At 47.4% G+C, this 14,822-nt stretch carries 11 protein-coding genes; 2 read left to right on the plus strand and 9 right to left on the minus strand.

Annotation, left to right across the window (positions count from 1 at the left end):
- Positions 1–38: 38 nt before the first annotated feature.
- The gene (locus MKX68_RS00535; RefSeq protein ID WP_091032117.1) at positions 39–338 is read left to right on the plus strand and encodes a hypothetical protein; all 300 of its coding nucleotides are present in this window, start codon (positions 39–41) and stop codon (positions 336–338) included.
- Positions 339–434: 96 nt separating this feature from the next.
- Here the strand turns inward: MKX68_RS00535 and MKX68_RS00540 are convergent, their stop codons facing one another.
- Positions 435–917 carry a MarR family winged helix-turn-helix transcriptional regulator gene (locus MKX68_RS00540; protein ID WP_091032120.1) on the minus strand — a complete coding sequence of 161 codons (483 nt, stop codon included), beginning with the start codon at positions 915–917 and terminating at the stop codon, positions 435–437.
- 271 nt (positions 918–1,188) lie between these two features.
- Between MKX68_RS00540 and MKX68_RS00545 the strand changes: the two genes are divergently transcribed.
- Positions 1,189–2,304, plus strand: a complete 1,116-nt coding sequence (locus tag MKX68_RS00545) for an FAD-dependent monooxygenase (RefSeq protein WP_340908340.1) — start codon at positions 1,189–1,191, stop codon at positions 2,302–2,304.
- Positions 2,305–2,421: 117 nt separating this feature from the next.
- Here the strand turns inward: MKX68_RS00545 and MKX68_RS00550 are convergent, their stop codons facing one another.
- The 8 genes from MKX68_RS00550 to MKX68_RS00585 all read right to left on the minus strand — a co-directional run bounded on the left by MKX68_RS00550 (position 2,422) and on the right by MKX68_RS00585 (position 14,467).
- The gene (locus MKX68_RS00550) at positions 2,422–2,649 is read right to left on the minus strand and encodes a hypothetical protein (protein ID WP_338593686.1); all 228 of its coding nucleotides are present in this window, start codon (positions 2,647–2,649) and stop codon (positions 2,422–2,424) included.
- Positions 2,650–2,865: 216 nt separating this feature from the next.
- Complete coding sequence (locus tag MKX68_RS00555; RefSeq protein ID WP_340908344.1) at positions 2,866–5,442, minus strand: beta-mannosidase; 2,577 nt, start codon at positions 5,440–5,442, stop codon at positions 2,866–2,868.
- Between the two features lie 90 nt (positions 5,443–5,532).
- Positions 5,533–7,119: a helix-turn-helix domain-containing protein gene (locus MKX68_RS00560; RefSeq protein WP_340908346.1), complete on the minus strand. Its 1,587-nt coding sequence runs from the start codon at positions 7,117–7,119 to the stop codon at positions 5,533–5,535.
- Complete coding sequence (locus MKX68_RS00565; protein WP_340908348.1) at positions 7,116–8,897, minus strand: cache domain-containing sensor histidine kinase; 1,782 nt, start codon at positions 8,895–8,897, stop codon at positions 7,116–7,118. The genes MKX68_RS00560 and MKX68_RS00565 overlap by 4 nt, the downstream gene beginning before the upstream one ends.
- Positions 8,898–8,927: 30 nt before the next feature.
- The gene (locus MKX68_RS00570) at positions 8,928–9,782 is read right to left on the minus strand and encodes a carbohydrate ABC transporter permease (protein WP_340915230.1); all 855 of its coding nucleotides are present in this window, start codon (positions 9,780–9,782) and stop codon (positions 8,928–8,930) included.
- Between the two features lie 36 nt (positions 9,783–9,818).
- A complete protein-coding gene (locus tag MKX68_RS00575; RefSeq protein WP_340908350.1) occupies positions 9,819–10,700 on the minus strand; it encodes a carbohydrate ABC transporter permease in 882 nt (293 codons plus the stop codon).
- 101 nt (positions 10,701–10,801) lie between these two features.
- Positions 10,802–12,115 (minus strand): extracellular solute-binding protein, encoded by a 1,314-nt coding sequence (locus tag MKX68_RS00580; protein ID WP_340908352.1) that lies wholly within the window; start codon positions 12,113–12,115, stop codon positions 10,802–10,804.
- A gap of 258 nt (positions 12,116–12,373) precedes the next feature.
- Positions 12,374–14,467 (minus strand): acyltransferase family protein, encoded by a 2,094-nt coding sequence (locus MKX68_RS00585; protein WP_340908354.1) that lies wholly within the window; start codon positions 14,465–14,467, stop codon positions 12,374–12,376.
- Positions 14,468–14,822 lie beyond the last annotated feature (355 nt).

The following is a 14,822-nucleotide window of genomic DNA, read 5'->3' on the forward strand; positions in this document are numbered from 1 at the left end:
GCTCAGGACAATACCCGTTTGGAAAGGAACTTGCATCTATGGCATTTGGAATTAAACGACAAGAGCTTGCTGCGTGGAAGGAACAAGTGGCTCGTGGTGAGATTGCGTACCTCACTCATTTCTGGATTGACAACCGATTCCCCGGCATCACCAGTGTCACCAAAGTGGGCTGCGCAGATCTGGAACGTCTCGAACGTTGGTGCAACGATCATGGGCTGGACCCGCGATACATTCATCGGCGGCAGCCATTTCCCCACTTTGACCTGATGGGCAGCAAACAAAAAGAAGTTTTGATCCAGGAAGGCTTAACGGATCATGTGGTTCGCTTTCATTTGTAGATCAGCTCAAAAACGCCAGTCTTCAAGGTTCATCCCCCCGCAATTAGGGACGAACTCATGAGGACTGACGTCTTCAAGGATCAAGTCATATATGGACTACCGGTGGATCTGCTCAAACGACTTCATGTTCTCCAGCAGTTTCAGTTCAATTTTCTTCAGCATGCCAAACATCTGCTGTTGCTCCTCTTCGGAAAGTGCTTGCAACAATTCCCACGTCATTCGGCCGCGATTCGCATTAAGTGTCTTGGCAAGCTGCGCGCCTTCATCCGTTAAGGACAGCCACACAATTCTCCGATCTTCTTCACTGCGCACCCGCTGGATCAACCCTTCCGTCTCCAGTTGATTCAGTACAATGGTGGTTGCGCCGGAAGACAAACTGAGTTGTCTGGCCACATCAACCGCCATACATTTTTTTTCACGTAAAATCATGCCCAATATATGACTTTTTGTCGGATTCAGTTTACAGTTGGTTTCGGTCTTCTGCTGCTGATCCAATACTTTATTTTTATATCTGAAGAAGGCCTCCAACAATTGATCTACATTTGCCAATTGAGAGTTTCGCTCCGTATCCGGGCTCATAAACGTTCCTCCTGCCTTTCATCATAACCTACCTTATATTGTAACATATTTACACTATGATGTTTGTGAAAAATGCGCTTGTATCCGACACCCTATCGTTGACTGCAAGACTCTTGTTTTATTTCGGGTTTCACCTATTGCATTATGGCAACGGGTTTGTTTATAATAACCTATATCTTTAAAGTTACTTTTAGTTACTTAATGATTTTAATAAATCTGTTGTTATAAAGTAAATAAAGCGTCATCATTATAATGTAAGGGACTTATGCACATGAATCAGAATATACAATCTCAACTCAAAACAGATGTTTGTATCGTCGGTGCTGGACCTGGCGGTGCTTTGCTTTCTTATTTACTGAATCAAAATGGAATCTCCACGATGCTCATTGAGCGACAGCCCCACCTGCACAAGTCGTTTCGCGGGGAGTTGCTCAATGTGGACGGCGAAGCCATTTTGAATAAACACGGCCTCTATTCCCTCATTCAGGAACGCGGAGCGCTGCTCTTGGAACAGATTCAGTATTGGGAAAATGGGCAGATTATTCATACGGTATCACCAGGCAATGGAGAATCTCATGTTGGTATTCATGTACCTCAAGATCATCTCCTGGAAGCCATCGTGTCGCACGCTCAGCAGCACAATTCCAATGAACAAGTACTGTTTAATACCATCATGACTGGCTTGCTACGAGACAAAAACGGCCAGGTCGTGGGTATTAACATTCGGCAGAACGGCGTTCCTGCCTCCATTCAAGCATCTGTTATTGTTGGTGCCGATGGCAGATATTCTGCTGTACGCAAACATTCCGGTTTGACCCCCGAGATTCGCAAGCACGGGTATGATCTGCTCTGGGCACGCATTCCAGCACCCGTAGGTTGGGAACCCGCTGTTCGGATGGCCAGCATGGATGGCCAACAGCTCGCACTGTTCTCACAGTTCGGCGGTTATGTTCAGATTGGATGGAATATTCCCGAGGGAGCTTACTCCAAGCTGCGAGAGCAGCCGATTGCTCCTTTTGTAGATAAACTTGTATCTGCTTTTCCTTGCCTGTCTGATTCTGTAGCTGCCAACATTCAGAGCTGGAGTGATTTTGTTCTATTATCTGTTGAAAGCAGCTATTGCCAGTCGTGGGCACAGGACAATGTTGTACTCATCGGTGATGCCGCTCATACCATGACCCCAACCGGTGCGTTTGGACTTAATGCCGCGCTCGAAGATGCGGATGCGCTCTCCGAATTACTTGTCCAAATGTCTGCAGATCAATTCAGTTCCACTGCACAACTTCAGGAACTTCAGACGATCCGCGGGGCCAAGGTACAGCAGCAACTTGCTCGGCAAGTGGAGATGGAATCCTCTTTCCAACAGCGTTATGAATCCTTTCTCTAAACCCAGTTAATACCGATAAAATGTCTATATGCCCAAACAGCCGATAACTTCCTCATAGAGAAGAATCGGCTGTTTGACTTGTTGGTTTATCTTTCTTATGTAATTCCGTATCCTTCTTCATTTTCGTTTGCGTGGAGCAAACGTGTCTTCTCTGGGTGCTTCTTGTACAGTATCAACGGCCTTCGGATAGGATGAAATGTTATCTTTTTCATATACTGCTTTCTCCAGATTGTTTAAGCGGCGCAATACTTGTTTGCTTTTACGAACGATATATACAATACCAATAATCAGCAGGATCAACATCAGAATGAATATAACCATCTCCGGATAAAAGACAAATGACATGAATCCACCTCCTTTTGTAAACGATTTCTTTCTATCATTCTAACCTTAATGATCCTAGATGTGAACCCGATTGGAAGTTTCGCTTGTGGAATAAGGGCAAAATCACCTGACACGACGACATGAACTCCCCCTGTTGCAAAAGTAAAAAAGGTGCCATCCCTGATCAGGATGACCACCTTGAACCTCGCATAAGATTCGAAGTCTGTTATTAATATTTTATCCTTCTCTGCCGTTCATGGAACTGACCCGAAGTTCTGTCAAAGGCAGAGAAGAATGCTCCGGATGACGAAGTCTTACCGTCCGGCTCTCACCGGGGAGCAGATCGAAATAATTGTCACTGAATCGTACACGCCCAAGGGGAAGCTCCAGCTTCACCAATCGTGCAATCGCACCACTGGCCGTAACCGTAACAGACTGCTCCTCCTCGTTCACATGTACGCTCAATTGCGACTCAGGCAACGTCACATCCTTAGGATCACGCAAGAAGTACCGATTAATCGGCGCCGCGAACCCTTCGGATACCAGCTCAACCATTACTTCCTCCGCACGTCTGCCCTGTAACACCTCTGCTTCAGTTAATTCAGCAATACACAGTGAGGATTGTGATGTTACTTCAACAGCATGTGTGCTGGAGTAGATCTTCTCTCCATTCAATGCATAGACATTGAGTCGAAGCTCCCCTTTCAAGACTTCACGTGTATCGTTCACAACCCACAATGCAAGCGGCTCCCCCGGCTCATGCTCCAGTGACAACAGGACAGGATGAAAGAATATTTTCCCGTAATAAAAGGATGCCTTCGGCAGCAGTTCATAATCAATCATGGACCAGCTTGTTCCTGGCCAACTGTCATTCAATTGCCACACAAGCGCACCGCTGTTACGGTGATTGATGCGCCGGAAATGTTCTATCCCATAACGCAACCCTTCTGCTTGAGTCAACATGGAATAGTTCATGTACTCTTCTATATTTTGCGGAATCCCTGTGTAACCCTCCATCAACAGAATGCCTTTCTGGTGATTGGTATCCTTGTTACGATAGGCCATCTCCGGACTACCCCAGTAAAACTGACCTGCGGGCATATTTTTCTCCAGTGTGTAGCGATTGGCCGAGGCGTGCATACCAAATTCACTGCTGAACAGCGCATGATCCTTTTTATAATTTTTGAACGTTACACCTTCAATACTGTAGTCCAGCAACGGCGGCTCTCCATACTTCCTTGGATAGACCGAACCATGCCATACCTGCCAGTTGTGGCGGTCCCCCACATCTGGATCATTAGCATCCTGACCATTGCTGTCCCCGAACGGTGAAGAGGGCCAGTACGGACGAGACAGATCCAGTCGTTCCAGCACCTCAGGGATCAGCTCATGATAGATAAGTTCACCGTAGAACGGGCTGGTAATATCTCCACTTGCCGACTTCATATCATAGAGCCAATCTATCTCATTATTACCACACCAGATGGCAAGCGAGGCACGGTTACGCAGGCGCAGGACATTGTTTTCTACCTCTTGCCGCACATTATCCATAAAATCACGATTGAAATCAGGGAACAATGCGTTTGCGAATGCAAAATCCTGCCACACCAATACGCCTTGTCGATCACACTCATCGTAGAAGACATCCTTCTCATATATACCACCGGCCCAGACACGCAGCATGTTCATATGCCCTTCCACCGATAGCTCGACAAGCTCCCGATACCGGGAGTTCGGGATGGCACCAATCAGATGATCAGCCGGAATCCAGTTGGCACCCTTGGCATATACTTTGACTCCGTTCAGAATAAAAGCAAATGCATCTTCACCCCGTTCATTGTGAAGCGCCAGCTCAATCGTTCGTAACCCATAAGGCTCGCTATAACGATCCACCTCAACGCCATCTGCGAATAATGTAACCTCCAGCGTATACAGATAAGGTTCACCTAGATCATGAGTCCACCATAACTGTGGTGACATAACGTTTAATGTGGTATCTGCCTTATCACCTTCTACAGGTAGTTCAGTGGCACTTGCTACCTCATGTCCGTTGCGATCCAGCAGACGAATATTACAGGACGCAACCACAGCCTGTTCACGTTTCTGTCTGCTACGGAAAGACAAGACGGATTTCACATCCGCCGTGACGCGTAAGACAGCCAGCTCTGTACTGACTGATTTCGTGCGAGCATACACACTTTCCAGCTTGGCTATTGTTCGTTTTTCCAGCCGTACAGCACCCCAGATCCCCACCGTAACCATACGTGGCCCCCAGTCCCAGCCAAAGTTCATCGCTGCTTTGCGCAACCAAGGCCGTTCCTTCGTATACGAGGACCAGTCAAAGGTTTCTTTGTCCCGGTGATGCAGGTGAAGCGGATCAAACTTGACAGCAATCGCATTCCAGCCGCTGCGTACCAGAGATGTTACATTAAACGTATGTGACATGAGCATATTGGCCGTTTTCCCGACTTCATGGCCGTTGACATATACCGTTGCAAACGTATCCAATCCTTCGAACACCAATTCAAAGTGCTCCTCGGTCTCTGCATCTCTCACCAGATTGAATGTGGAGCGGTACCACCATTCCTTTTGCTCAATCCAGCGACTTTTGGCATCATTATGTCCGTAATAGGGCGGATCAATGATACTGCGCTCAACCAATGCAGCATGTACATCGCCAGGCACTTCAGCCCCGATCCAGAAACGGTCATCCAGCGCAGCTGCTGCCACATCCATTGCCCGCTTCTCTCCAACTTCAAAATGCTGTATCTTCCATTGTCCCGATAAATCCTGACTTGAACTATAAGTCTTCATCAGTACGCCCTCACTCTCCAATAACCCTGAGTAATACCACATCGAAAACGTTTGCAGAAAGGCAAGACATGTTTCCTGATCTGCTCATCTCTAACTTCCCGAAGGCTTGAACGACAACGCCTCTTCGCGATATTCACTTGGGGTCTTGCCGGTATGTTTTTTGAACAGCCTGCTAAAATATTTCACGTCCTCATAGCCGCTGATGGCAGCGACTTCACTGACCTTCGCTGGAGACACCGCCAGCATATCCATCGCTCTTCGTATACGCATATCGGTGACAAAATCTCCGAAGGTCACACCCATTTCTTTTTTAAACAGTTCACTAAGGTGACCTGGATGCAAATGAACATGTCCAGCTACCTGTTGCAGATTAATATCCTGCGCCAATGAAGATTCAATATAACCGATAGCCTTTTGCACATGCGCAGCCTGTCCCTGACCCATTCGGCTATGATAGACATGCATCAGACCATACAGATGATGGAACAGCATATCCCCGATGTCAGCAGCTTCGGCATCCGGTTCAGGCAACCAGGGCTCAAGCCTTGTGGGTTCTTCACGCCCTGTGGCTCGCATTGTGCGAGTCAGCCAGCGATGACCTGCAATGACGGCTGAGTGCAGACAAGCATTGAACGATTCTGGTGTGACCTCCGGCTCTGTAATCAAATTAGCCACAAGTTCCCGTGTCCATGTCGTTAACGTGACTGAATCATTATCCAGCAATAATGTACCAAGCGTGGTCTCCTCTTCGTGCGTAAGTACAGTTTTACCACCTTGGCGATCCTGAACGTGCTCATAATGCCATACTTTATAATCCACCAAACCCCGATATCGGAATGCAGCTGACGCAGTACTGTAGCTCTCGTGCAGATCTGCATATCCACTCACAGGCAGACCTACCGCTGCGCGCAGGGTGCACTTCAGTAATTGCTCCACCCGACGTAATGCACTCTCCAGCCTGAACGTAGTTTCATGTTCCACAGGCGGCCATGAAACTACACAGATAATTTGCTGTTTCTCTACATGAGCAATGGCACCAGGTAACATATCCTCCAGGGTATTCTGCACCGCAAATCGTAATAGCGCATCCGAGGATCGATCCCAACCCTCTGCTCGAAGAATAATGACTTGTCTGAGAATCTGTTCATCATCAAGGCCAACAACCCCTGCCTCTTTTCCAGCATCAGATCGCATGAATGAAGGAAAATGGCCCGAAGCGGTGTCACCATCAATGATCCATCCAGCAAATAACCGCTCTCGATTCTCCCTCATAAGCTGGTCCTCTCTGGACTTCTCTGCCCAACGTTCCGTGATTCGCTGTTTGGCCTGTAATACGGTTTTGATGATCTCTTCCGGCTTGCTTGTTTTGAGCAGATAATCTGTAACACCTTGGCGAATCGCCTGCTGCGCATAAGAAAAGTCATCGTATCCGGACAAAATAATGACCTCCAGCTCAGGTAACAATCGCAGTCCCTCTTCTGCCAGTTCCAGCCCTGATCTGCCCGTCATCCGAATATCCGTCATCAGGATATGCGGACGTTCCTCAGCCATGCGTGTTAACGCCTCCTCAGCCGATGCAGCAGGTTGAAGTAGTTCAATTCCGAGTTCATGCCAAGCGATAACGCTGGCAAGCCCTGTACGGATAATCACTTCATCATCAACAATTAATAGTCTCATGTCGAACCCTCCAAGATTGGAATGGAAAACGAAATCCGGGTACCTCCCCCAACCCTGCTGTCTACTTCAAGCTGTGCATCCGCTCCATAATGGAGCAGCAGCCTCTCATTCACATTGCAGAGCCCATAACCGCCTTGGTTTAGCTGTTTTTCCGGCTGTTTTCCCTTCCATTCCCTAATGCTTACCCTTAATTGCTCCAGCCTGTCCGGCTCCATGCCGACACCATCATCCAGTACCAGCACATTCATCTGTTCATTATCCGGGTCCTTGCGAATCATTATGGTGATGGTGCCCACGCCTGCTTTGGGCTGAATGCCATGAATCATGGCGTTCTCAACAAGCGGTTGCAGCAACAGCTTCAGCATCATTCGTTTCTCCAGCGCTGGATCTACGATATAATGCAACACAAATTGATCAGGGAAACGAATCGACTGCACACGCACATAATGGCGAATATGAGCGATCTCCTGTTCCACAGGGCAGTAATCCTGACCATTGTTTAAGCTGATACGTAGAAAATCACTTAGGCCCTCAACCATATCCGCGATCCGCTTCTCTTCAGACATCAAGGCAATCCAATGAATTGAAGAGAGCGTGTTATAGAGAAAGTGCGGGTTAATCTGCGCCTGAAGCACTCGAAGATCCGCTTCTTTTTTACGAGCTTCACCTCGAATAATCTCTTCCTTCAATAACTGAATATGTGCACCGAGCAGATTGTAACTCTCCCCAAGCCTGCCGATCTCATCATCACTTTCAGACCGAAACAGAGGAAGCGGGCGTTCCGGATCAATTCGGGACAGATGCCGGGTAAGCACACGAAGCGGCCTCGTCACACGCCGCACCGTAAACCAGACCAAGCCAGCACTGATCGCAGCAGACATCGCAACGGCACACCCGGTCAGAATAAGAATGTACCGATTCTCGGACTTATACTGGTCGTAAGGGACTGTTCCAACCAACGTCCAACCGGTCAGTTCTTCCGGATAATAGAGCAACGTCCGTTTATCGTCACCACTGCCATACGTGGTGGTTCCGCTACCGCCATCCTGAATTAACGTCGTAATCCCTGGTTCGGCCTGCTCCAGCTTCAGTCCAAGCCGAGATTTGTCCATCGAAGACAGAATCTCTCCAGAACTGCCGATGAGCTCCAGTCTGCCTTGCCCTCTGCCTAATCCCAGAGCGGCCCATCCCTTGGATATGGCCTTCTCATCCAGACTAATGGCTAACCAGCCGATGGGTCGATAATCATGGATACTACGGATTGGCCGAACCAATGTGATCACATTTTGAATACCCGCGTAATTCTGCACCGGGTATACCCCCGTCCATTGTTTGACTGCTTCACCGCTTGGAACAGAGGGATACGAAAGATTGGATTCATTGGATTCATACCAGGTAGCGGTTGACAATGTGGCATCGAAGCGGCTTGGATATATGGCGATGTTGGCGATATATTTCTTGGAAGCCGCCAGATTGGTCATCCTGCCCAGGATATCCACCCGGTCCAGCTCATGATCTTCATTGTGGCTAAGATACTGCTGGATGTCCCGTTCTCCAATCAGGAAAATCGATAGGTTCTCGGCATCTTGCAGCATATAACGAAGATTCGCTTCCACCTGTTTCAGCGTATCCATGCCGGATAGTTTTGTTTTTTGTTCTGTGATGCGGGAAGAGATCAGAAAGGCGAACAGACCCAAGGCCAGCAATGGCACAATCATTGAAGCCGTCACGACGACCGATAGCTTCCTTTGTAACGAAGATGTGAGCCAACGTGCCAAACGTTTCTCCTCCTCTGGATGCGCTTTCGCTTATCCTTTGACAGCTCCGGCTGTCATGCCTTTCATAACCTGTTCCTGGAATATGAGATACAAGATAATGGTTGGAATGACCGACAGTGTCATGGCAGCAAGCGTTAATCCGTAATCGGTTTGATACCCATCCGCAAAGTTCGCAATGGCCAACGGTAACGTTTTCAATCCGGTTTTGTTGATGAATACAAGCGCAAATGAAAAGTCATTCCACGCATGCAGGAAACTCAGGATCGTAACCGTCGACAACGCAGGTACGGACATCGGTAACATGATCCGGGTAAACAGCCCCCAAAGTCCTGTTCCATCAATGAAAGCTGCCTCTTCAATATCACGTGGAACACTTGTCAGATAAGCAGTAAGCACAAAAATAGCTGTAGGCAATGCAAAAGCCGTATAAGGTAATATTAATGCCCAGTACGTATTTAGCAGGGACATCTGTTTCATTAAAATAAATAAGGGGACAAGTGTACTATGGATCGGAATTAGCATGCCTACAACAAAGAAGGTCATAATTAACCCTTTCCAGCGAAACTGGAAACGAGCCAGAATGAATGAAGACAGCGCTGCAATAAACAGCGTTAGAATAAGTGATCCAACCGATACAATGAGTGAATTGCCAAAAGCAGTCCCCAGCCTGGAGCTTTCCCATGCATTGCTGAAATTGGCTACGTTCCAGTTTGCCGGCAGACCAAAGGGCCTGCTATAGAAATCTTCATTTGTTTTGAACGCACTAATCACGAGCCAGTAGAACGGATACAATGTTAAAATACCATAGACCGTTAGCAGCGTCCAAACAATTCCGCTACGTAGACGACGAATCGGATGGCCCGAGCCGCTTCGTGGTGATGGCATGGATATAGGTGTCGCGCGCATGATAGCTCCTCCTCTCTATTGATTCTCTTTTCGTTTGCGACTGGTCACCCACTGGCTTGTTCCGATCAGCAGCAGGGAGATCAGTACGATGGTTGTTGAGATCGCACTACCAAAACCATAACGGTATGTTGTAAAGGTCGAATTATACATATACGTAGCGAGCAATTCTGTCGCATGAGCCGGCCCACCTTTTGTCATGATGTAGACCAGATCGAATGATTTCAGACTGCCTGAAATACATAGAATGATCGCAACCTGAACCGTTCCCCAGATCATGGGCAAAGAGACGGATACCAGTTTCCGGATTCCAGAAGCACCGTCTATTTTGGCAGCATCATGAATCTCTCCTGGAATATTCTGTAGTGCCGAGATAAAGATAATCAGATACAACCCGACAAAGCTCCAGAGCAGCGGTGGTACCAATGAGAAAATGGCAATCTTGTCATCGGAAAGCCATTGCAGCTTCCAACTTTCCAGTCCCAGTGCGTCCAGCAGAAAGTTCAATATCCCGATCTGCGGATGATAGATATACTGCCAGATCATACCGATAACTACAGTGGATAATACCATCGGCAGAAATACCGCTGAGCGCAGAAACCGCTGTAATGGATTGCTTTTGTGTAAGATGACCGCCAGCATAAGCGCTAACGGAATTTGTCCAAATACCGACGCCAACACAAAAATAACGTTATTTTTCAGCGCCCGCCAAAACACAGGATCATGCCAGATCTCCACGTAATTATCCACACCAATATATTTGGATGCGCCGATGCCGGACCAGTTGAAGAAACCGTAGTATGCCGACCACATGACCGGTACAAATACAAACAATGCATAAATGATGACTGCCGGGGCCAACCCCAGCATAATAAAACGCCGACTGCGCAGTGCGTTCATCTGTTCACTTCCCTTCGATAAATTCCTTTACCAACTTGCAACTGACTATCCCATTCATACTTAAAACCCCTCCCCTGCCGGGAAGGGGTTTTAACGAATGCTTACTGACTAACTGCATTGGCTTGAGCCGCCTGAATTTTAGCCGCAATGTCTTCGGCCTTGCCACCCATAAGCAACTCTTGCAATGCATTATTAATAACCTCAACCGTTGCCGACCCCAGCTTGGAATCGTATACTGGCGTGATCTTCACTTCCTGCATCAGATCATATAATTCTACGAACAATGGATGTGCTTTGGTTTTGTCCAGATCAATCTTGTAACTCACCAATGTGCTGCTATCCAATGTGGCCTTCTGACCATCAGGTCCTGCCAGCGCGTAGAACAGCTCCATCGCTGCCTCTTTTTGTGCACCGCTCAGCTTTTTACTTACACCCAACCCGGTTCCTACTACACCGGATGTTGTTCTTGGTTCACCCTGACCTCCGTCCACTGGAGGAAGAATCGTAATATGTGTGTTGTTCAGCACCTCTTCAGGTGCATTGTTCACCAGATTTGCCAAGGCCCATCCGCCGTTCATGACCATCGCTGCCTTACCTTGGAAATAAAGCTGCATCATCTGTGTCTCATCGATACTGTTGAATCCATCTTGGAATGCTTTGGTGTTGCCAAGCTCCTGCATCTTGTTCAAGGCTTCAATAAATTGTGGATCGGTAAAGCTTGCCCCCTCTTGTGCTGCCGCTTTCAGGAACCAGTCTGTGCCGGTAATCCGATCAGCCAGTGTACTGAATATCGTTGATTGAGCTACCCAGTTGGCTTTGTTGCCAAGTGCCATGGGAATGACTTTATTTTGATTAAAAGTAGCAATCGCTTGTTCCAGTTCCGCCCAGGTCTCAGGCACTTTTACGTTGTACTGTTTGAACAAAGCTTCATTGTAATAAATGAAGGAACTCGGCGCCAGATTCATCGGCACAGAGTAGATATTTCCGTCCACAGTGTATCCATCTAATGCATTCGGAATAAAGTTGTCTTTCCACTCTGACTTCGCGTCCAGCTCTGCATTAATGGGTTGCAACAGATCCCCTTTTACAAATTCCTTGGTCATCGCATCCGGCCACATCACGAACAGATCTGGCATCTCGTTGGCAGCTGCCACCGTACGAAGCCGGGTTTTGAGACCATCTGTTGGCAGGCCTTCATCCACAACTTCAATATCTGGATGCGCCGCACGAAAATCTTCAATAATTTTGCGCATTGCAACCGCCTTTGCATCCTGTCCGGTCCAGTTGTGCCAGAGTGTGACGGTTACTTTGTCATTGCCGCTGCCTCCTTCTGAAGTGTCCCCGCCAGCACAGCCAGCCAGAATAATGGAGAACAATGTTATTGCCAGGAAACCCGAAAGCCATTTTTTCAACATCTCTATATTCCCCCTCGGCGATTTGAATACACTTATTGTAAATGGTAACGCTATCATACCGTAAGGTGACGATCCACGGATGCAGGGGTGAAAAATATCGGTTCCCCTGTTTGGAACTTACTTTGCTTACTTATTGTTCATAACATATAAAAAAGAGCCCTCACAATGAGAGCTCTTTCTTGTTGCAGCCGTCGGTAGCTTCACCCCAGGCTATATATAATGAATAAGTGCTAAATCGTATTAAACATGGATTGCGTATTATTGGATACTGTTTTTCACCAGTTCTGCAAAAGCTTCGGACCCTTGCGTAGTGAGATGTACACCATCTTTTTCAAAATATTCGTCATGTCCCTCACTTGCACTGTTCCAGTCAATCAAGGAGACATTGCTGTATTTGGATGCAGCCTCATTCAACGCCCTGTTCACCGTTCGTTCCCATGGACGAGGTACGCGCACAGTAACCAGATATACCCGATCCTCATCCTTGAGATAATCAAGCACAGCATTCAAGTTTTTGGAGTTAAAGGAGCCATTCGTCCCGAGCTCCAGCACCACTTTGCTGCCCATTTGGTTGTTTTGCTTCAGACCTTCCAATACATCGCCTGCCTGCCACATCTGACGACCGACATGTCCGTCCACATACACTCCCGATATAATTTGCTCCAGATACGGTTTTGCATCCAAAATCACCGAATCTCCAATAACGGTATAATGAACCTTTCCATCCTGGGCAGGAGGAGCTGTTTCTTCATTGTCCTGAGATGAATCAGGTGTATCATCCGTATGATCCGTATTATCGGATTGATTCGCTCCAGCGTCATCCGGCGCATCATTCTCGTTATTCACGGAGTCATTAGCCGGCTTATCTTCAGACTGAACGTCCTTGCCAGGATTCACTGAATTGCCTTGGTCGTCAGGTTTTGAGTCTGGAGCAGACTCTCCTGTTGGCTTCTCATTTTTCCCCGGATCATCTTTCGTTCCTGCTTCCGGTTTATGGGTATGAGCATCGTTCTTTTCGCCAGAGCCTGACGTCGCTGTAATAGCTGGCAACACATCCTGCCCCTGTTCCTCCTCTACGGAATTCTCTCCATTCAATGTGTTGGACATCGATACCGAATGGGAATCGGAGTTCGCTGCATGTGAGACCATCATCTGAGATACCGTATAGGACAACAGCAGAATCGTCATCAACAGACCTGCTCGCTTCCACCATACGTTACGTATACCGATTGATGACCGCCCTCTTCCCCATAATCGGGACCAAGAATCACGGAATCCATTGTACCGAATCGGATTTTCAATATATTTAAGGGACAATGAGGCCAGTACAACCGTTGCAGCAACCTGTAAAATGATTCGTACAGGATGTGCTCCTCCCGTATCCACCGCGGGATTGGTTAAAATAATGACAGGATAATGCCACAGATATAATCCGTAGGATCGCTCTCCGATCCAGCGTAGTGGCTTCGCTCCGATGATACGTGCCAGGAAAGATGATGGGTGAGCCAACACTGCTACCAGCAACGTTGTTGCGATAGCCTGAAGCACCATGCCCCCTTGATACAGAAACGGATCATATTCACTGCTATTCAGCATCATGTAGATTAATAAAGCAAGCGCAGCAAGTCCTGATACATCGAGCACAATCCGGTTCATGCCAGGCAGAGAGCTCGATAGCTTGCGACTAGGCCACACCACGGCAAGAGCAGCACCAGCAAGCAGTGCAAATGCCCGCGTGTCTGTTCCATAATATACACGGCTCGGGTCCAAATCCGGATTATACATGATGGCCATTGCGCCAGCAGACAATTCAGCTGCGACAACAATGAAAACGACCAGCCATCCCTTTCTTTTGAACACTATGATTGCTGCGATCAGTAGAAGAGGCCATATAAGATAAAATTGCTCTTCCACAGCCAGCGACCAGAAATGTCCAAACGGTGATGGAGGGCCAAAACTTTCGAAATAGGAAACGTTGTGAAAGATATACCACCAATTGCTTATGTATAATACACCCGAAACGATATCACCACGAAGCGCAGCGAGCCGGGATGGGTCTGTACAGGCCAGCCAGATCATCACCACAGCTGTCATGGTCAGCATGCCTGGAAGCAAACGCCTTACCCGTCTTACCCAGAAATCACCGAGTGAAATGCGTCCATGTTCCTGCCACTGTGACACGAGAATATCGGTAATTAAATATCCCGAGAGAACAAAGAATATACCTACACCGAGCAGTCCGCCCGGAATAAAATCCAAATTCAGATGATACGCGATTACCGCAAGTACAGCGATGGCTCGCAAGCCGTCAAGTCCGTTCATATGTCTCTTACGATTTAACGATTGTGACATGCATGCCCCTCCTTGTTACTGTGAGTCAACAACATCGGTGTTGGGGGCATAAAGGAACTCCTGATCGTTCTGGTTGTCATTAACATACGTATTGCACCTTCCATCTTTCATTTACAACATAAGAAAAGCTTCTGTTTGAAGCACTATCCGATGATGCTACATTCTGTGTGAATTCTATAATCTTAAAAAAGACGAGTTGCCTGTCCATTAAGTTTAATTATTAAAATATTCTTTATATTCATTCGTGAGTTCACGTTTAGCATTATACGCCCGAAATAAGCCTCATACTTTACAGCAATAGTTACAAACGATTAAACCGATGTAACCTTTCCTGCCAGCTCATATAGCTGTAAAA

Source organism: Paenibacillus sp. FSL M8-0212, from assembly GCF_038004645.1.
Classification (GTDB): Bacteria; Bacillota; Bacilli; order Paenibacillales; family Paenibacillaceae; genus Paenibacillus.

Coding starts and splice junctions, on each gene's coding strand:
- MKX68_RS00550 (WP_338593686.1), bottom strand. CDS start 2,649: ATGTCATTTGTCTTTTATCCGGAGATGGTTATATTCATTCTGATGTTG.
- MKX68_RS00580 (WP_340908352.1), bottom strand. CDS start 12,115: ATGTTGAAAAAATGGCTTTCGGGTTTCCTGGCAATAACATTGTTCTCC.
- MKX68_RS00570 (WP_340915230.1), bottom strand. CDS start 9,782: ATGCCATCACCACGAAGCGGCTCGGGCCATCCGATTCGTCGTCTACGT.
- MKX68_RS00585 (WP_340908354.1), bottom strand. CDS start 14,467: ATGTCACAATCGTTAAATCGTAAGAGACATATGAACGGACTTGACGGC.
- MKX68_RS00545 (WP_340908340.1), top strand. CDS start 1,189: ATGAATCAGAATATACAATCTCAACTCAAAACAGATGTTTGTATCGTC.
- MKX68_RS00535 (WP_091032117.1), top strand. CDS start 39: ATGGCATTTGGAATTAAACGACAAGAGCTTGCTGCGTGGAAGGAACAA.
- MKX68_RS00560 (WP_340908346.1), bottom strand. CDS start 7,119: ATGAGACTATTAATTGTTGATGATGAAGTGATTATCCGTACAGGGCTT.
- MKX68_RS00575 (WP_340908350.1), bottom strand. CDS start 10,700: ATGAACGCACTGCGCAGTCGGCGTTTTATTATGCTGGGGTTGGCCCCG.
- MKX68_RS00555 (WP_340908344.1), bottom strand. CDS start 5,442: ATGAAGACTTATAGTTCAAGTCAGGATTTATCGGGACAATGGAAGATA.
- MKX68_RS00540 (WP_091032120.1), bottom strand. CDS start 917: ATGAGCCCGGATACGGAGCGAAACTCTCAATTGGCAAATGTAGATCAA.